The organism is Mycobacterium sp. 852002-10029_SCH5224772 (assembly GCF_001667315.1).
GTDB lineage: Bacteria > Actinomycetota > Actinomycetes > Mycobacteriales > Mycobacteriaceae > Mycobacterium.
In genome coordinates this window covers 41,175-64,419 of sequence record NZ_LZHT01000014.1, presented here as the reverse complement: position 1 = coordinate 64,419, position 23,245 = coordinate 41,175, and the positions used below count along the sequence as shown (strand labels likewise).

The following is a 23,245-nucleotide window of genomic DNA, read 5'->3' as shown; positions in this document are numbered from 1 at the left end:
TACGCGGTGCGGCATGGACAAGCGGGTGCGACGACTGCTCGATGTTGCCGGCACAACCTATGCGGCGCAGGCGCGGATCACGATGGGCGACAAGCCGATGCCGCTGTTCCAGCTGCTGGTGCTGTGCATGCTGGCCAGCAAGCCAATCGATGCGGCCATCGCCATGGGTGCCGCGCGCGAACTCTTCAGGGCGGGCTTGCGGACGCCCAAAGCCGTCCTGGCCTCGGATCGACAAACCATGATCGACGCCTTCGGGCGCGCGCACTACGTGCGCTACGACGAGAGCTCGGCGACCCGGCTCACCGATATGGCCGAACGCCTTCGTGACGACTACGCCGGTGATCTGCGTGAGTTGGCCGATCGTAGCGGGCATGATGTGGCCGCGGCCAAACGAATGCTCAAGACATTCAAGGGAATCGGCGACACCGGCGCCGACATCTACCTCCGCGAGGTTCAGGACGTGTGGACCTGGGTGCGGCCGTACTTCGATGACCGGGCCACCGCCACCGCCAAGCAATTGGGTCTGCCCGCCGAGCCGAAGAAGCTGGGAATGCTTGCGCCGCGGGCCAATGCGCGGCTGGCCGCCGCACTGGTCAGGGCGTCGTTGAATGACGATGTGCGTCAGCAGGTGACCGGCTGAGCGCACCGTGGCCATTCGAATCGGTACCTCGGGTTGGTCCTACAACCACTGGGTCAATGTGCTGTATCCGCCGGGAACCCCGTCGGCGAAACGGCTCGCCCGCTACATCGAGGTGTTCGACACGGTCGAACTGAACGCCAGTTTCTACCGGTGGCCCAAGGATTCGACGTTCGAGGGCTGGCGCGCTCAACTGCCGGACGGTTTCACCATGTCGGTCAAGGCGCATCGCGGATTGACGCACTACCGTCGGCTTGCCTCGCCCGAACCGTGGGTCGAACGGTTCGAACGTTGTTGGTACCTCCTGGGCGACCGCCACGGGGTGCTGCTGGTGCAGCTGCACCCCGAACAGCAGCGCGACGACGCGCGCCTGGATTCGTTCCTGCAGCGCATGCCCGCGTCGATCCGCGTCGCCATCGAATTGCGTCATCCGTCGTGGAACGACCCCGCGGTGTTCGAGTTATTGGAACGCCGCCGCGCCGCATATGTGGTGATGAGTGGCCTCGGGCTGCACTGCGTCCCCCGCGCGACGACCGATTTCGTGTACATCCGGATGCACGGCCCGGATCCGGAGGCGAACTATGCCGGCTCCTACACCGACGACGACTTGCGGCGCTGGGCCGACCCGATCGCCCAGTGGGACGGTGCAGGAAAGGACGTGTGGATGTATTTCAACAACGACCTGGGCGGCCACGCGGTGCGCAACGCGCTCGACCTGCGCGAGCTGTTGCGCTGAGCGTCCACGAGTAGGCTGAAATTTCCACAGAACGGAGCACCCCCATGGCCAACCCGACCAGCTTCGTCATCATCGGCGGCGGACTCGCGGCCGCCAAAGCCGTAGAAGCATTGCGCGACAATCACTTTGATGGGCACATCATTGTGTTCGCCGACGAGGAGCATCTGCCCTACGAGCGGCCCCCGTTATCGAAGGACTATCTGGCCGGCAAAAAGTCGCTGACAGATTTCACCGTGCAGAACTCCGACTGGTACCGCGACAACAACGTCGACCTCCGCCTTAGCACGCGGGTGGCCTCCCTGGATGCCAACGGCCACACCGTGGGGCTGGCCGATGGCACCACCGTCGGCTACGACAAGCTGCTGCTGGCGACGGGATCGGCCTCGCGGCGCCCACCGATACCGGGATCGGATTCCGGCGGTGTGCATTACCTGCGCACCTATGAGGACGCCGCGGCATTGAATGCTGTTCTGACCGAAGGGGCTTCGCTCGCGATCGTGGGCGCCGGGTGGATCGGGCTGGAAGTGGCCGCAAGTGCGCGTCAGCGGGGCGTGGACGTCACCGTGGTGGAAGCCGCCAAACAACCGTTGATGGCCGCGCTGGGTGAGACCGTCGGCGAGGTGTTCGCCACCCTGCATCGCGAGCACGGGGTGGATCTTCGGCTCGAGATGCAGGTCGAGGAGATCACCCAGGCCGACGGATCGGCGACCGGCCTGCGGACGCGGGACGGGGCGACGATCAGCGCCGACGCCGTGCTGGTGTGCGTCGGCGCCAAGCCCAACGTCGAACTCGCCGATGAGGCCGGGTTGTCCCTGGGTGACGGCGGGGTGCTGGTCGACGCGTCGTTGCGCACCAGCGATCCCGACATCTATGCCGTCGGCGACATCGCCGCCGCCCAACACCCGCTGTTCGGCGCACGCATCCGCACCGAGCACTGGGCCAACGCGCTCAAACAGCCCGCCGTGGCGGTGGCCGGAATGCTGGGCGCGCCAGGCGAATATGCGGAGCTGCCCTATTTCTTCACCGACCAATACGACCTCGGCATGGAATACGCCGGCCACGCCCCCAGCTTCGAGCGAGTGGTGTTTCGCGGCGACGTCGCCGGCCGCGAGTTCGTCGCCTTCTGGCTGGACGGCGACAACCGGGTGCTGGCCGGGATGAACGTCAACATCTGGGACGTGCTCGATGACGTCAAGGCGCTGATCCGGTCCAGGACTTCCGTCGACGCCGACAAACTGGCCGACCCGCACTCACCCCTGCGCGAGCTGCTCGGCTGAGCCTTCCGCACCGGCGGGCTCGGCGCCTGAGGCGTCAGCGCTGTGCTGGCTGGGCGCCCAGGTCCCGTCGATGACGTCCGGCGGACATTGCGCCTGCAGCCGTTCGCGTTCGGTGCGGCGGCGTTTGATCCGCAGCCGCGCATCGCCCGGCATGGTGACCAGCTCGTTGCAGGTCAGGTAGTACATGTCGTCGACGGCGTCGATCGCGTCCGCCTCGACCCGTAGAGCTCCCAACGCGCGCAACGTCATCCGCAGCTCGTGGGTGAACCGCATCGTGGTGTCGTGGGCCAGCTCCCGCGAGCCGCGGGCGTTGGCGGCCAGCCGCTCGGCCAACGTGACCGGCGCGGGCTCGGGCGGCGCGGCCGCGGCGGCGGCGGTCAGCAGCATCGTCGGGTCGTCGGCGAAGGTCGTGCCGGCCAGCTCCGCCTCGCCCGGGCCGCGGTGTCCGATCCGTGCGACGACGGCGTCCAGGGTGGCGGCGGTCTCCGGTGACAGCGCACGAATGCTCGCGAGGTTGCCTTCGGCGGCCAGTGCGCACAACGGCGGGTCGGCGCGTAGCGCCGACGCCAACTCGGCGGTCTCCGCCGCGACGAGGCCGCTGTCGGTGATCATGCCCAGCCCGGCCACGCTGCGTCCCGCCGGGCTGCGCACCAGCGCCGCGGCGGTGACACCGGTGTCGATCAACCACAGCGCATTGAGGACCCAGCCTTGGTGAATGCGGTCGCGCAACAGCCGAAGCCGCACTTCCAGCGCGGCTTCGGGCAGCAACGCCAGTTGGCCGGCATCGAGGTGTTCGGCGTCCGCGGCGGCGCGATAGGCCCGGGTGTCCGCCCGCAGGTGCCGCAGCAGGGCAACCGATCGTCCCGCGGCGACGGCCTTGGCGAGCGAGCCAAGCGCTCCGGCCGTCAACGGCGGATCGCCGAACGGCAGGGGGTCCCCGACCTGGGGCTGGCCGACGAGGGCGTCGCGGACGACGGCGTCCTGGTCCCAACCGGGCAGTTGGCTGGCGACGATCATGTTGACCGATACCCCGACGTAGGCGCGGTGGCCGAACACGGCGATGGCTCTGCTGCCCCATTCGGCGGCGGCCACGCCGCCGAGCGCGAGGACCTGTCCCAGCACCCGGCTCGCGGTGCGCAGTCCGCCCAGTTGGACGTCCAGCGTGATCGGGGTGAGCGGTCCGGGCAGCGCCTCGGCCAGGGCGGTACCGCTGAAGACCGGGAACCGCGAATCGATGTGGTCGTCGAATTCGCCTTCCAGGCCTTCCGGTGCGGCGGTGTGCACCTGGTCGGCCGGGCGCCTGGAGTGCGGCAGCACCTCGACGGGCAGCGCAAGCTGTCCCCCGTGGTTGATCGCGCCGGCGGCGTCGAGCCGGCGGCCGACCAGTCCACGCGCGGTGTCGGCGACCGCGTCAAGCGCGTGCCAGCCGTACTCGAACATCCAATCCTCTTGTGCTGCAGCAACATCGAACTCCGGCATCAGCTGCGACCAACTGCGGACCCGGTGCAGCCGGGAACGCGGGTCGGCGGCCCGCAGCACCCGCCAGGCGGTGACCATGTTGATGGTGTCCGGGCTGGCGAGGTCCACCACCCCGGTGCGATCGGTGTTGAGCGCCAGGACCAAAAACCGCATCAGGTCGTCGAGATGCAGCACGCGCATGGGTTGCGCCGAGACCTTGGTGCGCAACAGCGTGGCCACGGTGCGGCACACCATCCAGTCGAGTTGGCGTCCGACCGGCGGTGCGATCCGGACGACCGCGGTGGGCCCCCAACTCGAGGACACCAGGTCCTCGGCCGGCCGATACACCTCGGGCCGTCCGGCGGCCTGCGACACGAACAGCAGGCGGGAGCCGGTGCGGGCGGCCGCGTCGGTCACCCGCGCCAGCCCGTCCATGCCCGCGCTGCCGGGCGCGACGGGATCGATGGGGGCCAGGTGAATGACCGCGTCGGCCTCGTCGGTGAGCTCCCGCAAGACGCGGTCGCGCAGCGATGCGCAAACAAATTCGACGTTGCCGTCCAGGCACGGATGCGGGAGCTCAGCAATGCCGGTGACCGTGTGCCCGGCAGCGATGAGCTGCCCAGCGACCAGCCGCCCGAGAGCGCCGGTGGCGTCGGTAACCAGGATGTGCACCTGGGCTCACCTCCCCCAACCCTCAGCCCTCAACAATAGGCAAGTCGGCACGGGCTACGCGACCGTTACCCACGAATGGCGCACCGACCTGGCGCCGTGCCCTCGGACGGGGCTACTGCAGCGTCGCGCTGCCATCCGCGGCGACGGCAACCTTGACGCCACCGATATCTTCGCGCACCGATGCCCGCGCCGCGGCGCCATCGGTGACCACGGCCAGGGCACGCGACCCGTCGGGCGTGCGCACGGCCAGAAAGGCCTTCTCCGGCTGTCCCTCACGGTCATACGGCGTCGTCCACGCTTCAACCGTGCCGACGCCTTCCCACTCGACCACCGCGTCCGTCGTCGGCTCCTGATCGACGTCCGGTTGCGTATCCTCCCAACGAAATTCGGCCGGCGGTTCGGTGCTGTAGACGCCGAAACTGTGTTTGGTCAGGTAGCCGCCGTTGGCGGTGATCAGACCGCGCCGACCCGGATTGGCCACCAGCAACTCCGCCATGGTGGCAATCGAATGCATCACGTAGTTGCTCCACGGGCCACCAGCGAACGTCAACCCGCCGGTCACGGTGAGCGGCCGGGCGGGGTCGTCGAGGCTCAACCCGAGTTCGCCCGCCGCCACTTGCACCGCGGAGGGAAAGCACGAGTACAGGTCGACGTAATCGACGTCGTCGATGCCCACGCCCGCCAGCTCGAGGACCCGCGCGCCGGCGATCCGGATGGCGGTGGACCGGTGCAGTTCGTGACGCTCGGCGATCGACGGTGTGTCGTGCGCGTCGGTGCCCGCGTGTGGATACACCCACCGCTCGGCCGGGATCTTCAGCCGGTTGGCCTGCTCGACCGAGGTCAAAACGAGCGCCGCGCCCTGGTCAACCATGTTGTTGGAGTTCATCAACTTCGTGTAGGGCCAGCTGATCATCCGGTTCTGCGGGCTCGCGTGGCGGATGTCGTCGGCGGACGACGGCTTGCGAATCCATGCGTGCGGGTTGTCCACCGCCACGGCGTTGAACCGTGCCCACAACTCCCCGATGCGCTTGAGGTGATCGTCGATCGACTCGCCGTTCGCCACCCGCAGCGCCTGCTCGAAGAGCGGGTAGACGTAGGCCGGCCGGTCGAGGGAGATCCTGATCTCCGCGTCGCCGGCCATCGGGACGTCGTCACCGCTGACCTCGGCCATCGGGACGGAGCGGTCCTGCTCGGTCCACACCAGCTTGCCGCCCTGGGCCCGCAGCCCCCGTCTGGTGCGCCAGGTTTCGGCGCCGGCCAGCAGCACGACGCCCGCGCGGCCCCGCTGGATGTCCAGGCATGCCTGGTTGAGCAGCGATTGCGGCACGTTGCCGCCGACCGGGCTATACAGCGTGGTGAAGTCGGAGGCTCCGATTCGCTGGCCGAGCAACAGGCCGGGGTCCCGATATTGGGCCGACAGGATGTTGACCACGCGGATCGAGTCGACCGCCTCGATCACCGCGGCGCCGGCGGCTTGCTCGACGGCGGCCGCCATCAGGTCCACGGGCTCGATGGACCGCTTGGTCGGATCGATCTCGTCGCGATGGTTGACCTGGCCGTAGCCGATCAAAACCGGGGTTCTGGGGTCAACGGTCATACGACGAATTTATCGGACCCCCAATGTGCGGCTCGCCGCACATTGGGGCGCGAGCGTGCGGCGGGCCGCACGCTCGGGCGATCGGCGGTGGCTCAGGCGTTGTCGGTCGGGGCGAACAGGACGCGATCGTCGATCAGCCGCTGAATGTCGGCGCTGTTCATTCCCAGCACGTTTCGGCAGATCTCGACGGTGTCCTGCCCGGGCTGAGGCGCCGGGGCCTGCCGGGCCGACGGAATGTGGCGGTAGGGCGCCGGTCCCGTCTCGGCCGGCAACGGATTCTCGATCAGCGGATGGGTCATCGGGCAGTAGACGTTGCGCGCGATCAGCTGCGGGTCTTCGAGGATGTCCGGCGGACGGTTCATCGGCCCGGCCGCAACCCCGGCCGACTGCAACAGTTCGGCGGCCCGCGCCGGGGTGCGGGTGCGCGTCCAGGCGGAGACCAGTTCCACCAGCTCGCGCCGATTGGCCAAGCGCGCGTCGCCGGTGGCGAACCGTGGGTCGTCGGCCCAGTCGGGGTGGTCGAAAACCGAAGCGGCGCGCCGCCAGTCGTCGTCGGACCGGATCGAGATGACGCACCATTCGTCGTCACCGGCGCAGGGATAGACGGCGTGCAGGCTGGTGTCTTGGTGGATCTGGGGGATCCCCGCGGCCAACGCGGCTTGCGTGACGTAGAGGGTGTCGAGCTGGTTGACCACGACTTCGGCCTGTGAGATGTGGACGTGGGCTCCGCTGCCGGCCCGGTTGCGGTGGATCAGCGCGGCCAGCGCCGCGATCGCGGTGACCCGGCCGACCACGTGGTCGGGGAACACCGTCGTCGCGTCGTAAAAGGCATGCCGGGCCGCGTCGGTATCGTCCGCCGGGCCGTCGGCCGTCCAGAGCCGGGTGACGCCGGTCGTGGCGCGCACCAGCGGGCCGTACCCCAACCGCGCGCTCCACGGCCCCGTGTCCCCGAACGCGCTGCTTTCGGCCAGCACGATCCGCGGGTTGATGCCGCGTAGCTCCTCGTAGGAAAACCCCAGTGCGGCAAGGGTTCCCGGCTTGAAGTTGGCGAAGACCGCGTCGGCCTCGGCGACCAGCCGGCGGAAGACCGTCTTGCCCTGTTCGCTGCGCAGGTCCAGCCCCAAGCCCCGATTGTTGCGGTGGGTCCAGGCGAAGGATTCACTCATGGCCTCGCCGACCCGGGCCTGCCGCAATCCGTCGGGATACTCGGCACTTTCGACCTTGATCACGTCGGCACCCAGGTCGCCGAACAGCCGGCTCAGCTCGCCACCGGCCACGATGATGCCCAGGTCCAAAATCCGCAGTCCCGCAAACGGATAGTCGCCGAGCCGGCCCGAGGCCGACGGCACCACCGACGGATTGCCGCGCCAGCACGGTTCGTCGTGCCCCGCGGCGGGCACCGGCGTGCGAAAACCCGCGCGCCGGCCGTCGACCACGAAATATCCGGTCGGCACGCCCGCGCGCACACCGGGGACGAGCTCGGCGTCGGTGATCGCACCCACCGCCTGGAAATGGTCCGACCCCAGGATCCGCGACGGCGTCAGCACCGCGGCGATGGGCACCCAATGCGCCTGGCCGGCGGCCACCAGATCCTTCATGGTCTGTTCGGCGAACAACTTCTGCAGCAGCTCGCTGATCTGCGGCCAGACCGCGAACCGCGCGCCGATCACGTCGTATTTGGGGTCTTGGAAGTCATCCGGCTCCCCGAGCCAGCGCCGCAGGCCGCGCCACTGCCGCGGGGCCATCACGCACAGCCGGACGTAGCCGTCCCGGCAGGGATAGATCGGGTAGGCATCCTGGTTCCTCGGGCGACCCCGCCACCGCCCGATGCGCCGGATGCCGGCGGCGGCCTGCCCGTGCGCGCCGAAGGCCGGGTCGAGGGCCATAACGACGGCATCAAACCACGAGAAGTCGATGTAATCTCCTGTGCCACAACGAAGTCGGTTGTAGTACGCCGCGAGCGCGGCCCACGCCGCCTGGACCGCCGCGGTGGCCGAAGCGATGCCGTCCGGCGGCAACACCGGGCTGCCGGTGGTGGGGCCAGACCGCGATAGCGCGCCACACATCGCGTAGAGCACCGGATCCGTGGCGCGCCACGAGGACCGCGGGCCCGTCGCGCCGAAGTCGGTGATCGACAGCACCACCAGATGGGGGTAGCGAGTCGCCAGCTCCTCGCCGGAGGTTCCGAACATGGCGCCGCGTTCGTCGAAGCCGGTGTCCACGACGATGTCGGCGTCGGCGGCAAGGTCGAGGAAACGGGCGCAGTCCTCGTCGTCGAACGGGTCGAGCACCGCACTGCGTTTGTTGGCGTTGTGCACGGCGAACGGGATGCTGGCGCCGCGCAGCGTCGGCAGCCCGTCACGTCCCAGGCAGCCGCCCGGCGGTTCCACCTTCAGGACGTCGGCGCCCAGGTCGGCGAACAGGCGGGTCACCGCCTCGGCGACACCGCTCGACAAGCCGAGGACGCGCACGGCATCGAGCAACCCGTCGACCATCTGCACACCGTACCTGCCTGGTCAGGGCGCTGCACGGCGGGCGCTGACCCATCTGACCGGGCGGGCGATCGCCAAATGGCCGGGTGGGCAAGCGGATTCGGCGCCCTCCCGCTCGGCCCGGACCGAACGCTCAGTCGGGGACCCGCCCCGGCGCGGCGTGGGCTATCGTCACAGGCCGACCGCGAGGCCCGACTGTCGTCCGATGGAGGCATCCACTATGACCGCCCACCTGAGCTACGTCGAGGCCGTGGTGGTCGGCGCGTTCCAAGGCGTCACCGAGCTGTTCCCGGTCTCGAGCCTGGGGCACGCGATCTTGGTGCCGGCGCTCGTCGGCGGGCGATGGGCCCAGGATCTCAGCGTCTCGGCTCCCCACTCGCCCTACCTGGCCTTCATCGTGGGCCTTCATGTGGCCACCGCCGCCGCCCTGCTGCTGTTCTTCTGGCGCGACTGGGTGCGCGTCCTGGGCGGATTCTTCTCCTCGCTGCGGCATCGCCGCATCCAGACGCCCGACGAGCGGCTGGCCTGGCTGATCGTGGCAGGCACCATCCCGGTCGGTCTGGCCGGCCTCGCGCTGGAGCAGCTGTTCCGCACTACGCTGGGCAAGCCCGTCCCGGCGGCGACGTTCCTGTTGCTCAACGGCATCGCCCTGTACGTGGGCGAGGTGTTGCGCCGCCGCATCGCGCCCACGCCGGGGCCGGGCCAACCCGCGGCGGGCGACGCCGAGCTCGAGCACGGCGACGAGGCCTCGGATCATCGGCTCGCCCAGCTCTCGCTGCCCCGCGGAACGCTGATCGGCGCCGCGCAGATCCTGGCCCTGTTCCCCGGAATCAGCCGCTCGGGGATCACCATCGTCGCGGGCCTGTGGCGCGGCCTCTCGCATGAGGACGCCGCCCGTTTCTCCTTCCTGCTCGCGACGCCGATCATCCTGGCCGCCGGGGTGTACAAGATCCCCGAACTCTTCGGGCCGCTGGGCGCCGGCATCGGTGGCCAGGTGCTGGCCGGCAGCGTCGCCTCGTTCGTCTGCGCCTACCTTGCCGTGCGCTTCCTGACCCGGTACTTCCAGACCCGGACCCTGACCCCGTTCGCGATCTACTGCGCCCTGGCCGGCGCCGCCAGCCTGGTGTGGCTGGCCGTGCGCTGACCCGTCGTCGCCTCGGGTGGGACCCCATCGGTTGTTGCGCGGTCGGACTCCGAGTGCTGTGCTTACCGGATTGTTTAGTTGACACCCGTCAAGAATCGGAGGGCACCGAACATGGCTGACACGGCTTCCATCGGCCTCAAGGTCCGCGGAAAGGTCATTGTGATCACCGGCGGCGCCCGGGGAATCGGGCTGGCCACCGCGACCGCGCTGCACAATCTGGGCGCCAGGGTCGCCATCGGCGATGTCGACGAGGTGCGGGTGAAGGAGTCGGGCGCCGACCTGGGCCTGGACGTCTACGGGAAACTCGACGTCACCGACCCGCATTCGTTCTCGGACTTCCTCGACGAGGTCGAACGCCAGCTCGGCCCGATCGATGTGCTGATCAACAACGCCGGCATCATGCCCGTCGGCCGCATCGTCGACGAGCCGGACGCGGTCACCCGGCGGATTCTGGACATCAACGTCTACGGCGTGATGCTGGGCAGCAAGCTGGCGGCCCAGCGCATGGTGCCCCGCGGCAAGGGCCACGTCATCAACGTCGCCTCGCTGGCCGGGGAGCTCTACATCGTCGGCTTGGCGACCTACTGCGCCAGCAAGCACGCGGTGGTCGCGTTTACCGACTCGGCCCGGCTGGAGTACCGCTCGGCCGGGGTGAAGTTCTCCACGGTGTTGCCGACGTTCGTCAACACCGAGCTGGTCGCCGGGACACCCGGGATGAAGGGGTTCCGCAACGCCGAGCCCGCCGAGATCGCCGACGCGATCGTCAGGCTGGTGGCCCACCCGAAGCCGCGGGTGCGCATCACCAAGGCGGCGGGCGCGATGGTGGTGTCCCAGAAATTCTGGCCGCGCCGGATCGCCGAGGGCCTCAACCGGATGCTCGGTGGCGACCACGTATTCACCGACGACGTCGACGTCGAAAAACGACAGGCGTACGAAGCCCGCGCCCGCGGCGAAGAGTAATCGCGCGCACGAGCATTCTTCACCGAAGGCGCGGACAATCGGCCGAGTGAGCTTAGAAACCCGAACCTCCGCGCCCGCTGGATCTCCGCTCTCCGACGACGAATTGGACCTGATCGACAAGTACTGGCGCGCCGCCAATTATTTGTCGGTCGGCCAGATCTACCTGCTGGACAACCCGCTGCTCACCGAGCCGCTGACCACCGATCACGTCAAACCGCGATTGCTGGGGCACTGGGGCACCACGCCCGGGCTCAACCTCGTCTACGCGCACCTGAACCGGGTCATCCGCAACCGCGACGCCGACGTCATCTACGTGACCGGCCCGGGTCATGGCGGCCCCGGGCTGGTCGCCAACGCCTACCTCGAAGGCACCTACAGCGAGGTGTACACCGGCATCGAAGAGGACACCGAAGGCCTGCGCAAGCTGTTCCGGCAGTTCTCCTTCCCCGGCGGCATCCCCAGCCACGTCGCGGCCCAGACGCCGGGATCCATTCACGAAGGCGGTGAGCTCGGTTACGCGTTGGTGCACGCCTACGGCGCCGCCCTGGACAACCCGTATCTGGTGGTGGCCTGCGTCGTCGGCGACGGTGAGGCCGAGACCGGGCCCCTGGCCGCCAGCTGGCACTCCAACAAGTTCCTCAACCCGGTCACCGACGGTGCCGTGCTGCCCATCCTGGCGCTCAACGGCTACAAGATCGCCAATCCGACCGTGCTGGCCCGCATCCCGCACGCGGAACTGGAATCGCTGCTGCGCGGCTACGGGTACCGGCCGATCACCGTCGCCGGTGACGATCCGGCCGCCGTGCACCAGCAGTTGGCCGCCGCCCTCGACGACGCCTTCGACGACATCGCGGCCATCCAGAGCGCGGCGCGTGGCGGCAACGAGGTGAAGCGGCCGGTGTGGCCGATGATCGTGCTGCGCACACCGAAGGGCTGGACCGGGCCAAAGATGGTGGACGGCAAGAAGGTTGAGGGCACCTGGCGCTCACACCAGGTCCCGCTCGCCGAGACACACGACAATCCCGAACACCGCGCCCAGCTCGAGCAGTGGCTGCGCAGCTATCGACCCGAGCAACTTTTCGACGACACCGGCCGGCTGCGGTCGGAGCTGCGGGCGCTGGCACCCGCCGGGGATCGGCGGATGAGCGCCAACCCGCACGCCAACGGCGGGTTGTTGCTGCACGATCTCGCCCTGCCGGATTTTCGCGACTACGCGGTGCCGGTCGAGCGGCCGGCGGCCATCACGCACGAGGCCACCCGGGTGTTAGGCGCGTTCCTGCGCGACGTGATCGCCCGCAACCGGGACCGATTTCGGCTCATGGGGCCCGACGAAACGGCGTCCAATCGGCTCGACGCCGTCTACGGATCGACCGACAAGGTGTGGCTGTCCGAGGTCGAGCCCGACGACGAGCATCTGGCGCCCGACGGCCGGGTGATGGAGGTGCTGTCCGAGCACCTGTGCCAAGGCTGGCTGGAAGGCTACGTGTTGACCGGGCGGCACGGCCTGTTCAACTGCTACGAAGCGTTTGTGCACATCGTCGACTCGATGATGAATCAGCACGCGAAATGGCTTGCAACCAGCCGGGAATTGCCGTGGCGGCGGCCGATCGCATCGCTGAATTACCTGCTGAGCTCGCACGTGTGGCGACAGGACCACAACGGCGCGTCCCACCAGGACCCGGGCTTCATCGATCTCGTCGCCAACAAGCGACCCGAGTTGACCCGGGTGTACCTGCCGCCGGACGGCAACACGCTGCTCTCGGTGGCCGATCACTGCCTGCGCAGCCGCGACTACATCAACGTCATCGTCGCCGGCAAGCAGCCCGCGCTGGCGTACCTCGACATGGACGAAGCCATCTCGCACTGCACCCGCGGCCTGGGCATCTGGGAGTGGGCGAGCACGGCCACCGACAAACCCGACGTGGTGCTGGCGTGCGCCGGGGACATCCCGACGCTCGAGACGCTGGGCGCCGCCGACATCCTGCGCTCCGAACTGCCGGAGCTGGCCGTCCGGGTGGTCAACGTCGTCGACCTGATGCGGTTGCAGCCCGATACCGAGCACCCGCATGGCTTGCCGGACCGCGAGTTCGACGCGCTGTTCACCCCGGACAGACCGGTCATTTTCGCCTACCACGGCTATCCGTGGCTGATCCACCGGCTCACCTACAGCCGCACCAACCACGCGCATATGCACGTGCGCGGCTTCAAGGAACGCGGCACCACGACGACGCCCTTCGACATGGTGATGCTCAATGACCTGGACCGCTTCCATCTGGTCATGGATGTCATCGACCGGGTCGACGGATTGGCGAGTCGCGCCGCCATGCTGCGGCAGCGCATGGTCGACGCCCGCCTGGCCGCGCGGTTGTACACGCGCGAGCACGGCGAGGACGACCCGAAGATTTCGGGGTGGACCTGGGAGGCGAGCGAGCAGAACGAGCGTCGTGAGTGATGCGAGCGAGGCGACCCATCTGACCTGGGAGGCGAGCGAGCAGAACGAGCGTCGTGAGTGATGCGAGCGAGGCGACCCATCCGACCTGGGAGGCGGCGCGACCGGTCTGACCGGCAGAAAGAGCGAATGAGATTTACCTGACGGCAATCTCGTTGGCCTGCGGTGGCGGCGCCCGCCGCTAGACTGGCCGAATGCATGCGGCCACCGGGACAGCTGACGTTCACCCACAGGTGGCCCAGCCTCCGGCGCTGCACCGGTTCCGGATCCATCTGGACATCGCCGTCGTCGTCGTGGTTCTCGTGCTGACGGACCTGATCGCGCACTTCACCACGCCGTGGGCGAGCATCGCCACCGTTCCCGCCGCGGCCGTCGGGCTGGTCATCTTGATGCGGTGCCGCGGTCTGGGTTGGGTGGACCTCGGCCTGGGCCGAGAGCATTGGAAGCCAGGCCTGGGTTACGCGCTGGCGGCCGTGGCCGTGGTGGCATCGGTGATCGCGGTCGGCGTGCTGCTGCCGGCGACCCGGCCGATGTTCATGAACAACCGCTACGCCACGATGTCGGGGGCGATGGTCGCCTCGATGGTCATCATCCCGCTGCAGACCGTCATCCCCGAGGAACTGGCTTTTCGGGGCGTCCTGCACGGTGCGCTCAACCGGGCCTGGGGCTTTCGCGGGGTCGCGCTGGCGGGCTCGCTGCTGTTCGGGCTGTGGCATGTGGCCACGTCGTTCGGGCTGACCAGCAGCAATGTGGGCTTCACCCGGCTGTTCGGCGGTGGCATCGTGGGAATGCTGACGGGGGTGGCCGGCGCCGTGTTGGCGACTGGAGCCGCGGGCTTCGTCTTCAGCTGGCTGCGCCGGCGCAGCGGCAGCCTGATCGCGCCGATCGCCCTGCACTGGTCACTGAATGGGCTCGGTGCGCTCGCGGCCGCGTTCGTGTGGCATTTGTCCACCTGACGCCGATCACACCAGCAGCACCGCCGCACCCGCGATGCGTCCGGCGCTCAGATCCGCCAGCGCCCGATCGGCTTGCCCGAGAGGATATTCCGGCGTGGTGACCTGGATGTGGTGCCTGCCCGCGAAGTCGAGGAAGGCCCGCGCGTCGGCCCGGGTGTTCGACGTGACCGATCGGACCTGGCGTTCCTGGAACAGGTGACGCTGGTAGTTCAGGGTCGGGATATCCGATAGGTGGATCCCGGCGATCGCCAGCGTGCCGCCGCGATCCAACGCTTCCAGCGCGGGCAGCACCAGATCACCGACCGGGGCAAACAGGATCGCGGCGTCCAGTGGCACGGGCGGCGGATCCGCCGCACCCTGTGCGGATGCCGCCCCGAGTTCCACTGCCAGCTCGCGGGCCCGGGATCCGCGGGTCATCACGTGCACCTCGGCGCCTTGCGCCAGGGCGACCTGCGCGGTGATGTGCGCGCTGCCGCCAAAACCGTAGAGACCCAGCCGCCCGCCGGGTGGCAGCTCGGCGCGTACTAGTGAGCGGTAACCGATGATGCCCGCACACAACAAGGGGGCGAGTTCGCTGTCGCTGTAACCGCTGGGCAGGGGATGTGCGAACGCTGCTGGGACGGTGGCGAATTCGGCGTACCCGCCGTCGGCGTCCCAGCCGGTGTAGCGGGACTTCGGGCACAGGTTCTCGTCGCCGCGACGGCAGTATCTGCACTCGCCGCAGGTGTGACGCAGCCACGCGATGCCGACCCGGTCCCCCACCCGAAACTCGGCATCGGCCTCGGACCCGATTTCGACGACCTCGCCCACCACTTCATGTCCGGGCGTGACCCGGTCGCGGTGGACGGGAAGGTCGCCTTCGGTGACGTGCAGGTCGGTGCGACACACCCCGCACGCGCGCACGGCCACCAGCAGTTCGGACGGCCCGGGCCGCGGCACCTCGGTGGTGACCTGTTCGAGCGGGTCGGTGTCCATCGGCCCCGGCCGACGCACGCGCCAGGCACGCATTGCCGTGGTGGTCACCGGTGAAGCCATCACACCATCATGCCGCTAACCACCACGGCCGCAACGGGTTAAGTTGCTATGTTCTGCGCACCATGCCGACGATCCAGAGCAGGATCAACGAGCCGAGCAGCGCGGTGAAGAAGGTGAAGAAGTAGCCGCCACTCGCGGTGTCGACGAAGAAGCTCAAGACGAAACCGCCGATCAATGCGCCCACAATGCCGATCACGATGTCCATCAGGATGCCTGCTCCGCTACCGCGGATGATCTTGCTGGCAATCGCACCGGCGATACCACCGATGATGATGTAGCCGATCCAGCCGACGCTGGTGAGTGTGCTTGATCGAGCGAGGTATTCGGTAGCTGCCATGATGTCCATTGCGGTCTCCTTGCAATCGCTGGCAAAGCCCAGCACTTTGCTGGGCCGTCATTTCGGTATACCCAGTTTGGGTCACGAAACGAGGGCCGAATTGGAGACGGTTAACCCATCGTTTTGGTCGCGCCGGTGCGATCGATCCAGAAGGTCAGGCCGAAAGGGTCTGCTGCGGTGCCGGTGTGGGGGTGGGGCTGACCTCTACGGCCGGCGCCTGGCCCGGGACCGGCGCGGGAGCCGGTGCTCCCGGAGCCGCCGGCGCTGCGGGCGCGGGTGCAGGTGCTCCCGGCGCTGCGGGTGCTGGTGCGGGAGCACCCGGCGCTGCTGGTGCGGGCGCGGGTGCAGGTGCTCCCGGCGCACCGGGAGCCGGAGGCGGGGCTGCCGGCGGTGTCCAAGCCTGGATCGACTCGGTGAGCGCCTTGGCCGCGCCCCGATCCACCGGGTTGTTCGAGGTTCCCAGCCACACCACGAACCAGCGTTGCGCGTTCCCGCCGTTGGCGGAGCCGATGACGCCCGTCCAGATCTGGCCGTTCGGCTTGGAGGCATCGCTGAATTTGACTTCGTAGTACGACCCGCTGCCGGTGCTTCCGTTGGCGCCGTTGAGCGGGGTGCTGTCCTGATTGATGCGAGTACCGGGGTAGGGCATGAAAAACTCACCCATGTCCGAACCCAGCCGCACCGCGGCCTTGGCATTGTCGGCTTCCGCACTGGCGTACAGCTTTTGGTCGAGGCGGCCCATCACGATGCGCGTGTCGTTGGCAACCAGTGGCGGCTGGTCGGGCATCGGCGGCGGGCCCGTCACCTTGCTCAGCAGCGCCGAGCCGTAGTCCAGATGGGAAGCGTCCGATTCCACCCAACCCGCGGGTAGGACATAGCTGAAGCCCCCGACGGCGTTGTTGACCCGCCCGGCGTTGGGGTCGACCGGCGGTGGCGGAGGCGCGTTCGGGTCGACGGGTGGCGGCGGGGGCGCGTTGGGGTCGACGGGCGGTGGCGGTGCCCCGTTCGGGGCGAGGGGCGGCGGAACCGCGTTGGGATCACCCGGTGCCGGTTGCCCATTCGGCGCCGGCGCGCCAGGCGCCACGGGCGCGGGCGGGGCCGTGGCCGTGCTCGGTGGGACGGGGGTCGGGACCTCGGGATCGGCATTCGAGGTCGCCGGCAACGCGATGGCGAGTGCACTGGCACCACTCACCGTGGTGATCGCCAGCGTCGTCCACAGTCCTTTGCGGCGTGTCGAGGTCGGTTCCACCTGCTCCATGGCGACGAACCTACCGTGTTACCGCTGTGACGCAAGGAGCTTTGCGGACTAATGCTGCGCAGTTGTGCCGATGTTGCCAATGTGCAACCTGGCGGGCGCCGTCGCGGGGCCCGACGACTCCGGCGCCTGCGCTCAGCGCGCGGCCGGATACAGCGTCACCTCATGGGCTTTCACGGAGAACCACACCCGGTCTCCCGGCGTCAATCGCAACTCCGCAGCGGCGTCCGCGGTGATCTCCGCGGCCAGGCCGGGGGCCCCATCCGGTTGCTGAGCGCCACGTACCAACACCGCCGACCCGCGAATGTCCATCTCGGCCACGGTGACCTCAAAGGCGTTGCGGGGGCTGCCGTGCGGCTGTTCGCGATAGACGGCCACCACTGTCGGCGGGAAAACCGCGATCGCATCCTGCTCGGGCGAGACCAGATCGCCTCGCTCGTGCGGGGCTGCATACCAGCGCCCACCGGAGTGCGCGACCAGCGAGCCGTCGCGGTCGACCGTCCCGTTGACCAGGTTGACACCGGCGATGCGGGCCGCGAAATGACTGCGGGGCGTGGTGAGCACCTTGGGGACCGGGCCGATTTCGGCGATCTTGCCGCACTCGAGCACCAGCACTCGATCGGCCAACGTGAACACGTCCAGCAGGTCGTGGGTGACCAGGATCGCCGCGCAGCCGATGCGGGTGACGACCCTGCGCAGCACCGCCCGGATCGCGGCGGCCGCGGCGACGTCGAGCCCGGCCAGGGGTTCATCGAGCAGCAACACGTCGGGTTCGGCCGCCAGTGCTCGCGCGATCGCGACCCGCTGGGCTTGTCCGCCGGAGAGCTGTCGCGGCTTTCGCTCGGCGAGATCCTCGGCGTCCACCTCGCGCAGCCAGCGCACCGCCGTCGCGTTCTCGGCCGTACGGGCCGACCGCGACCTCCCGCGACGACTGTGCGGCCCGAACGCGACGTTGGCGGCAACACTCATGTGCGGGAACAACAATGCGTCTTGCAGCAGCAGCCCTACCCGGCGGTCGTGCGTCGGGACGTTGATTCCGGCCGCGGTGTCGGTCAAGACCCGGTCCCCCAGCCGCACCACCCCGTGATCGGGTCGTAGCAGGCCCGCGATGACATGCAGGACAGTCGATTTGCCCGCGCCGTTGGGGCCGAGCACCGCGAGCACCTCGCCCGCGGCCACCGAGAACTCCACGTCCACATGACGTTCGGAAACGGCCGCGCGCAGCTGCAATTCGCTCATGGTCCGGCCCTACCTGACGTCGGCGCCGGTCAGCCGCCGCGTGCCCACACCCAGCACCACCAGGGCCGCCACCACCACCAGCAGGATCGACAACGCGACGGCGGCGTCGGCGTCGGTCACCCGCTGCAAATAGATCTCCAGCGGCAGCGTGCGGGTCACCCCTTGCCGCGACCCGGCGAAGGTCAGGGTGGCGCCGAACTCCCCCAGCGAGCGGGCGAACGCCAGCACCGCGCCCGAAACGACGCCGGGTACCAGCAGCGGCAGGGTGACCCGCCACCAGACCGCGCTGGGCCGCGCCCCCAGCGTCGCTGCCACCACCTCGAAATCGGCGCCGGCCGTACGCGCGGCACCCTCGAGGGAAATCACCAGGAACGGCAGCGAAACGAACGTCTGCGCCAGCACTACGGCGGTGGTGCTGAAGGCGATGCTGATACCGGCAGCCTCCAGGTACTGGCCGATCAATCCGAGCCGCCCGAACGCATACAACAGCGCGATCCCGCCCACCACCGGCGGCAGCACCAGCGGCAGCAGCATCAGTGGCCGCAACAACCGCACCAGCCGCGCCGTGCTGCGGGCCAGCACCAACGCCATCGGCACACCCAGCGCCACGCACAGCACTGTGCTGGCAGTGGCCGTCTGAAGGCTGAGCACCAGCGCCGTCCGCGACGACGGGCTCGTGATCAGCGACCAGAAATGCGGCCAATCGACCTTGACCGCGATGGCCAGCAAGGGCAGCACCACGAAGATCGTCCCGACGGCCGCGGGGAGATACACCCAGCGGGGCAGATCCGTGCTATGCACGCTGATACATACCCTCCTGCCGGCAGTCCCTTCGGAAGCTCATGCGTGACCTGCTCACTCACTCTTCGTACTACACCGACCTGGTGGGGCCGATGCTCACTGTTGCCGCCGGCAAGTGGTGGCCCGTGAGTGATGGTCAGCCGATGGAGGAGAATGGTGTTGAGCGGCTATCGCCGTGAATAGCCGGACGCTCACTGTCACGACGAAGGTGCATGGATGCCATCTGAACCGGCGCCTCCCCCGCCCAAATCGGCGCCGGGCTGGTACCCCGATCCCGCGGGGATAGGCCATGGGCTGCAACGGTATTTCGACGGCACTAATTGGACCAGCGAATGGGCTTTCGCCACCGAGCCGCTCAAGAAGGGCATTTCCGGGAAGGCGGCCCTGGCGCTGTCGATACTCATCGTGCTGGTTCTCCTCGTCATCGTTGGCAAAAGCTGGGGTTTCGACGAAAGAAACGAAGGCCAATCGGCCTCCTCTGGCAATGCGACCGCGGCGGGGCCGTCGACACCGACCGAGGCGGCGCCCTCGACGCCGGCCGGTCCCAAGAAGCCCGACGGCGTCACCTTCACGACTGCTCAGGGCCCGGACGGCGACATCGTCGACGCCCGATTCGCCATCCGAGACAACTACACCGAGCTGCTGATCAAAGACGGTGCGCGGTTGGACACCATCGACATTCTCAGGTACGCCCGAGCGACCTATCCCGAGGCTTCGGCGGTGAACGTTCAGGGCACGTTCCCAATGACCGACCCGTACGGCAATACCTCGACTCAGGTCGCCATCGACCTCACCTACTCGCGGGCGACGTTGAACAAGATCAACTTCGACGGCGTGACCAAGAACAGCATCTGGGAGATTCGCGATTCCGGCTCTGTCCTTCCCGCGTTTCAGCCCTAGCCTGGGGTTCGCCGGCGATCAGGGCTTGGCGAATCCGGCCTGCGCCAGGATCTGCTGCCCGGCCGGGGAGGTCACCAGGTCGACGAACTTCTGCGCCTGCGTGGGAAGTGGCGCCTTTTTCAGCACGCCGACGGGGTACACGTTCACCGCGCCGGTGGCCTCGGGGAAGGTCACGGTCGCGACCTTGCTTCCGGCCGTCTTGGCGTCGGTGACGTAGACCAGCGCGGCGTCGGCCTGGCCACTGGTGACCTTGTTAAGGGCGTCCGTCACGCTGGGTTCCTCGCTGACCGGGTTGAGGCGCGCCCCGGTGCCGGCTTCGAGGCGATGCGTGGCCGCCCCGCACGGCACCGGCTGCTGGCAGGTCACCACGTTGAGACCGGGCTTGGCCAAGTCGGCGAAGGATCCGATCTTCTTCGGGTTGCCCGGCGCGGTGACGATGACCAGCGTGTTCGACGCGAAATTCTTCGGGTCGCCGCTCAGCAGGCCCGCCTTGCTGACCGTGTCCATTTGCGCGGTGTCAGCCGACGCGAAGACGTCGGCGGTGGCGCCCTGCGTCAACTGGGTGGCCAGCTCGGATGAGCCCGCGAACTCGAATTCGACGCCGGTGCCCGGGTTTTCGGCCTTGAACTGCTGCCTGATCTGAGTGAACGCCGGTTTGAGCGACGCGGCGGCAAACACCATCACGCTGCCGGGCCCCTGGCCGGACTGCGCCGACGGCGGTTTGGCACCGCACCCGACCAGCCCCGCGACCAGCATTGTCGAAACCACACCGGCCAGGATTCCGATCCGACGCATGGATACACCCTAACCCGCCGACGATGCGGCCCCTCTGGGGGCTGAATCGCCGCAAGCACGTGGCGTTCGAATAGTTACCCAAATGAGCCGCGCGTCGCGGCGGCAAAAATTTCGCCAGGTAGCTACTGTCCAGTAACATATACGGGGATTGACGCCATAACGCGCTGAGTCCCAGGCAGAGGAGGTCGTGGCAGTGGAGGTACTGGTTACCGGCGGAGATACGGAGCTGGGGCGCACGGTGGCCGAGGGCTTCCGCGACGACGGCCACAAAGTGACCCTCGTGGGCGCGCGCAAGAGCGATCTGGAAATCGCCGCCAAGGAACTCGAGGTCGACGCGATCGTCTGCGACACCACCGACCCGGCCAGCCTCGAAGAGGCTCGCCCGCTGTTCCCCCATCACCTGGACACCATTGTCAACGTGCCGGCCCCCGCCTGGGAGGCCGGTGACCCGCGCACCTACTCGATCGCCGACACGGCCAACGCGTGGCGCAATGCCCTTGACGCGACCGTGCTTTCGGCGGTGCTGACGGTCCAGACCGTGGGCGATCATCTTCGCTCGGGCGGGTCGATCATCAGCGTGGTGCCCGAGAACCCGCCGGCGGGCAGCGCCGACGCCGCAATCAAAGCGACGCTAGCCAATTGGACCGCGGGACAGGCAGGCGTTTTCGGCACGCGCGGAATCACGGTCAACGCCGTCGCCAGCGGGCGCAGCGCTGCGGCCGGCTACGACGGGCTCTCGCGCACGCCCGCGCCGGTCGCCGCGGAGGTCGCGCGCTTGGCGCTGTTCTTGACCACGTCGGCCGCGCGGCACATCACCGGTCAGACGTTGCACGTGAGCCACGGCGCGCTGGCCCAGTTCGCCTGAGGCGTAACGCTCACCCGTCGCAAACCCTTCTCCCGGGGCGGGCCGGTCGCTACGGTGATCAGCGTGGCTATTCGACTTGGTCTGCAGATCCCCAACTTTTCCTATGGCACCGGCGTAGAACAACTCTTCCCCACCGTCATCGCCCAAGCCCGTGAGGCCGAATCCGCTGGATTCGACTCGGTTTTCGTGATGGACCACTTCTACCAACTGCCGATGTTGGGATCGCCCGATCAGCCGATGCTGGAGGCGTACACCGCGCTGGGGGCGCTGGCCACGGCCACCGAGCGGGTGCAACTCGGCACCCTGGTGACCGGCAATTCGTATCGCAATCCGACGCTGCTGGCGAAAATCATCACCACGCTGGACGTGGTGAGCCAGGGCCGCGCGATTCTGGGAATCGGCACCGGATGGTTTGAGCTCGAGCATGACCAGTTGGGTTTCGAGTTCGGCACTTTCACCGACAGGTTCAACCGGCTCGACGAAGCCTTGGAAATCATCCTGCCGATGATCAAGGGTGAGCAGGCCACCTTCTCGGGCAAGTGGTATCGCACCAGCGAGGCGTTCGCCAATCCCCGCTTCCGCGACCACATCCCGCTGATGATCGGCGGCAGCGGCGAAAAGAAGACAATCCCGCGCGCCGCAAGGCATTTCGACCACCTCAACGTGATCGCGGGATTCGACGAGTTACCCGGCAAGTTGGAGGTGGTGCGGCGATCCTGCGAAGAGGTGGGCCGCGACCCCGCCGCCCTGGAGACCAGCACGCTGACCACGGTGCTGATCGATGAAAACGCGAGCCTCGACCAGATTCCCGCCGAGATGAAACAGCGGATGGTGGTCGGCACCCCGGACTCGATCGCCGATCAGATCAAGACCAAGGTGCTCGACGCGGGAATCGACGGCGTGATCATCAACCTGCCGTTCTACACACCGGGCATCGTCGAGGCGGCCGGCGCAGCGCTGCGTCCGCTCGTCGGGCTGTAGGCCTTACCCCGGTCGCGGATTCGTCGTGGCCCGGTAATACTTCCCGTGTAGCAGCGTTCACCTGCGCCACAGTCGCGCAGCGCAGAAGAAAAGCCGGGAAGGCCATGAAGAAGCGAGCATGGGCCGCGATCGCCGTGGGCGTGGCGTTCGCCCCGAACCCCGTCGCGCATGCCGACGACAACTGGATCGCCATGGCGATATCGGATTCGACCGGGCACATCAGCATCGCCGATGGCGCGGCCAGCCAGGGCGCGGCCGAAAAGGCGGCCATGGATACGTGCCGCAAGAGCATCAGCGACTGTCGTCTGCTGGCCAGCGGCCAGGGAGGCTGCATGGCGCTCGCCTTGAACGGGGCCAAATCCAGGTACTTCGGGGGCTGGGGTCCGACGCGCGAGGAAGCGGAAGCGGCGGCGCTGGCGCGCGCACCCGGCGGAATGATCCAGGCCGGCCACGACCACTGCGCGGGAGAAGGTGCCGCCCAATGACGGCTACGCGATCTGCGGCTCTGATATCCCTGCGGGACTGATAACTTCACCACAGCGACCGCCGGCGACCAGGAGTGATGCGCACGGTGTGGTTGATTACACATGCTGTGAGTTGGGTTCTGGGTATCCGCCTGACTAGCGTGGTTGCTAGTCGCAGTCGCGTCCAAAAGCCCC

Annotated in this window: 20 protein-coding genes; 11 read left to right on the top strand and 9 right to left on the bottom strand. The window is 68.2% G+C overall.

Features of this window, described 5'->3' with window-relative positions; genetic code table 11:
* The first annotated feature begins 13 nt into the window (after positions 1-13).
* The 3 genes from A5775_RS04445 to A5775_RS04435 are packed head-to-tail and all read left to right on the top strand — an operon-like array spanning position 14 to position 2,650.
* Positions 14-640 (top strand): endonuclease, encoded by a 627-nt coding sequence (locus A5775_RS04445; protein WP_067248176.1) that lies wholly within the window; start codon positions 14-16, stop codon positions 638-640.
* Positions 641-647: 7 nt separating this feature from the next.
* Entirely contained in the window at positions 648-1,373 is a 726-nt protein-coding gene (locus A5775_RS04440) for a DUF72 domain-containing protein (RefSeq protein ID WP_067248174.1), read from the top strand.
* Positions 1,374-1,417: 44 nt separating this feature from the next.
* Entirely contained in the window at positions 1,418-2,650 is a 1,233-nt protein-coding gene (locus tag A5775_RS04435; protein WP_067248172.1) for an NAD(P)/FAD-dependent oxidoreductase, read from the top strand.
* Here A5775_RS04435 and A5775_RS04430 read toward each other — a convergent pair.
* From A5775_RS04430 to A5775_RS04420, 3 genes are all read right to left on the bottom strand, one after another.
* The gene (locus A5775_RS04430) at positions 2,624-4,780 is read right to left on the bottom strand and encodes an NAD-dependent epimerase/dehydratase family protein (protein WP_067248169.1); all 2,157 of its coding nucleotides are present in this window, start codon (positions 4,778-4,780) and stop codon (positions 2,624-2,626) included. The genes A5775_RS04435 and A5775_RS04430 overlap by 27 nt on opposite strands.
* A gap of 112 nt (positions 4,781-4,892) precedes the next feature.
* Positions 4,893-6,377 carry an acetyl-CoA acetyltransferase gene (locus A5775_RS04425; RefSeq protein ID WP_067248166.1) on the bottom strand — a complete coding sequence of 495 codons (1,485 nt, stop codon included), beginning with the start codon at positions 6,375-6,377 and terminating at the stop codon, positions 4,893-4,895.
* Between the two features lie 92 nt (positions 6,378-6,469).
* Positions 6,470-8,878, bottom strand: coding sequence for a CoA transferase (locus A5775_RS04420; RefSeq protein ID WP_067248163.1), 2,409 nt, complete (start codon positions 8,876-8,878; stop codon positions 6,470-6,472).
* Between the two features lie 211 nt (positions 8,879-9,089).
* On the opposite strand from A5775_RS04420, the gene A5775_RS04415 reads away from it, so the two are divergent.
* From A5775_RS04415 to A5775_RS04400, 4 genes are all read left to right on the top strand, one after another.
* Positions 9,090-10,013 (top strand): undecaprenyl-diphosphate phosphatase, encoded by a 924-nt coding sequence (locus A5775_RS04415; protein ID WP_067248160.1) that lies wholly within the window; start codon positions 9,090-9,092, stop codon positions 10,011-10,013.
* 111 nt (positions 10,014-10,124) lie between these two features.
* Positions 10,125-10,973: an SDR family oxidoreductase gene (locus tag A5775_RS04410; protein ID WP_067248157.1), complete on the top strand. Its 849-nt coding sequence runs from the start codon at positions 10,125-10,127 to the stop codon at positions 10,971-10,973.
* A 46-nt stretch (positions 10,974-11,019) separates the two neighbouring features.
* Positions 11,020-13,425: a phosphoketolase gene (locus tag A5775_RS04405; protein ID WP_067248154.1), complete on the top strand. Its 2,406-nt coding sequence runs from the start codon at positions 11,020-11,022 to the stop codon at positions 13,423-13,425.
* 191 nt (positions 13,426-13,616) lie between these two features.
* Positions 13,617-14,378: a CPBP family intramembrane glutamic endopeptidase gene (locus tag A5775_RS04400; protein WP_067248151.1), complete on the top strand. Its 762-nt coding sequence runs from the start codon at positions 13,617-13,619 to the stop codon at positions 14,376-14,378.
* Positions 14,379-14,384: 6 nt separating this feature from the next.
* Here A5775_RS04400 and A5775_RS04395 read toward each other — a convergent pair whose 3' ends face one another.
* From A5775_RS04395 to A5775_RS04375, 5 genes are all read right to left on the bottom strand, one after another.
* Complete coding sequence (locus A5775_RS04395; RefSeq protein WP_067248148.1) at positions 14,385-15,413, bottom strand: zinc-binding alcohol dehydrogenase family protein; 1,029 nt, start codon at positions 15,411-15,413, stop codon at positions 14,385-14,387.
* Between the two features lie 46 nt (positions 15,414-15,459).
* On the bottom strand, positions 15,460-15,759 hold the full coding sequence (locus A5775_RS04390) for a GlsB/YeaQ/YmgE family stress response membrane protein (protein ID WP_067248145.1): 300 nt from the start codon (positions 15,757-15,759) through the stop codon (positions 15,460-15,462).
* A gap of 145 nt (positions 15,760-15,904) precedes the next feature.
* On the bottom strand, positions 15,905-17,008 hold the full coding sequence (locus A5775_RS04385) for an alanine and proline-rich secreted protein Apa (RefSeq protein WP_067248143.1): 1,104 nt from the start codon (positions 17,006-17,008) through the stop codon (positions 15,905-15,907).
* A gap of 132 nt (positions 17,009-17,140) precedes the next feature.
* Positions 17,141-18,244, bottom strand: coding sequence for a sulfate/molybdate ABC transporter ATP-binding protein (locus A5775_RS04380; protein ID WP_067248139.1), 1,104 nt, complete (start codon positions 18,242-18,244; stop codon positions 17,141-17,143).
* A 9-nt stretch (positions 18,245-18,253) separates the two neighbouring features.
* Positions 18,254-19,045 carry an ABC transporter permease gene (locus A5775_RS04375; RefSeq protein WP_156660568.1) on the bottom strand — a complete coding sequence of 264 codons (792 nt, stop codon included), beginning with the start codon at positions 19,043-19,045 and terminating at the stop codon, positions 18,254-18,256.
* Positions 19,046-19,261: 216 nt separating this feature from the next.
* On the opposite strand from A5775_RS04375, the gene A5775_RS04370 reads away from it, so the two are divergent.
* Positions 19,262-19,945: a DUF2510 domain-containing protein gene (locus A5775_RS04370; protein ID WP_067248133.1), complete on the top strand. Its 684-nt coding sequence runs from the start codon at positions 19,262-19,264 to the stop codon at positions 19,943-19,945.
* A gap of 18 nt (positions 19,946-19,963) precedes the next feature.
* Here the strand turns inward: A5775_RS04370 and modA are convergent, their stop codons facing one another.
* A complete protein-coding gene (modA, locus tag A5775_RS04365; RefSeq protein ID WP_067248127.1) occupies positions 19,964-20,740 on the bottom strand; it encodes a molybdate ABC transporter substrate-binding protein in 777 nt (258 codons plus the stop codon).
* Positions 20,741-20,927: 187 nt separating this feature from the next.
* On the opposite strand from modA, the gene A5775_RS04360 reads away from it, so the two are divergent.
* The 3 genes from A5775_RS04360 to A5775_RS04350 all read left to right on the top strand — a co-directional run bounded on the left by A5775_RS04360 (position 20,928) and on the right by A5775_RS04350 (position 23,071).
* Positions 20,928-21,605, top strand: coding sequence for an SDR family oxidoreductase (locus tag A5775_RS04360; protein ID WP_067248124.1), 678 nt, complete (start codon positions 20,928-20,930; stop codon positions 21,603-21,605).
* Between the two features lie 63 nt (positions 21,606-21,668).
* Positions 21,669-22,586 carry an LLM class F420-dependent oxidoreductase gene (locus tag A5775_RS04355; protein WP_067248304.1) on the top strand — a complete coding sequence of 306 codons (918 nt, stop codon included), beginning with the start codon at positions 21,669-21,671 and terminating at the stop codon, positions 22,584-22,586.
* A 104-nt stretch (positions 22,587-22,690) separates the two neighbouring features.
* A complete protein-coding gene (locus tag A5775_RS04350) occupies positions 22,691-23,071 on the top strand; it encodes a DUF4189 domain-containing protein (protein ID WP_067248121.1) in 381 nt (126 codons plus the stop codon).
* Positions 23,072-23,245 lie beyond the last annotated feature (174 nt).

Excerpts from the sequence above, each read along its gene's own strand:
- A5775_RS04445 (WP_067248176.1), top strand. The coding sequence starts at position 14 with ATGGACAAGCGGGTGCGACGACTGCTCGATGTTGCCGGCACAACCTAT.
- A5775_RS04435 (WP_067248172.1), top strand. The coding sequence starts at position 1,418 with ATGGCCAACCCGACCAGCTTCGTCATCATCGGCGGCGGACTCGCGGCC.
- A5775_RS04425 (WP_067248166.1), bottom strand. The coding sequence starts at position 6,377 with ATGACCGTTGACCCCAGAACCCCGGTTTTGATCGGCTACGGCCAGGTC.
- A5775_RS04415 (WP_067248160.1), top strand. The coding sequence starts at position 9,090 with ATGACCGCCCACCTGAGCTACGTCGAGGCCGTGGTGGTCGGCGCGTTC.
- A5775_RS04410 (WP_067248157.1), top strand. The coding sequence starts at position 10,125 with ATGGCTGACACGGCTTCCATCGGCCTCAAGGTCCGCGGAAAGGTCATT.
- A5775_RS04400 (WP_067248151.1), top strand. The coding sequence starts at position 13,617 with ATGCATGCGGCCACCGGGACAGCTGACGTTCACCCACAGGTGGCCCAG.
- A5775_RS04395 (WP_067248148.1), bottom strand. The coding sequence starts at position 15,413 with ATGGCTTCACCGGTGACCACCACGGCAATGCGTGCCTGGCGCGTGCGT.
- A5775_RS04390 (WP_067248145.1), bottom strand. The coding sequence starts at position 15,759 with ATGGACATCATGGCAGCTACCGAATACCTCGCTCGATCAAGCACACTC.
- A5775_RS04385 (WP_067248143.1), bottom strand. The coding sequence starts at position 17,008 with ATGGAGCAGGTGGAACCGACCTCGACACGCCGCAAAGGACTGTGGACG.
- A5775_RS04380 (WP_067248139.1), bottom strand. The coding sequence starts at position 18,244 with ATGAGCGAATTGCAGCTGCGCGCGGCCGTTTCCGAACGTCATGTGGAC.
- A5775_RS04370 (WP_067248133.1), top strand. The coding sequence starts at position 19,262 with ATGCCATCTGAACCGGCGCCTCCCCCGCCCAAATCGGCGCCGGGCTGG.
- modA (WP_067248127.1), bottom strand. The coding sequence starts at position 20,740 with ATGCGTCGGATCGGAATCCTGGCCGGTGTGGTTTCGACAATGCTGGTC.
- A5775_RS04350 (WP_067248121.1), top strand. The coding sequence starts at position 22,691 with ATGAAGAAGCGAGCATGGGCCGCGATCGCCGTGGGCGTGGCGTTCGCC.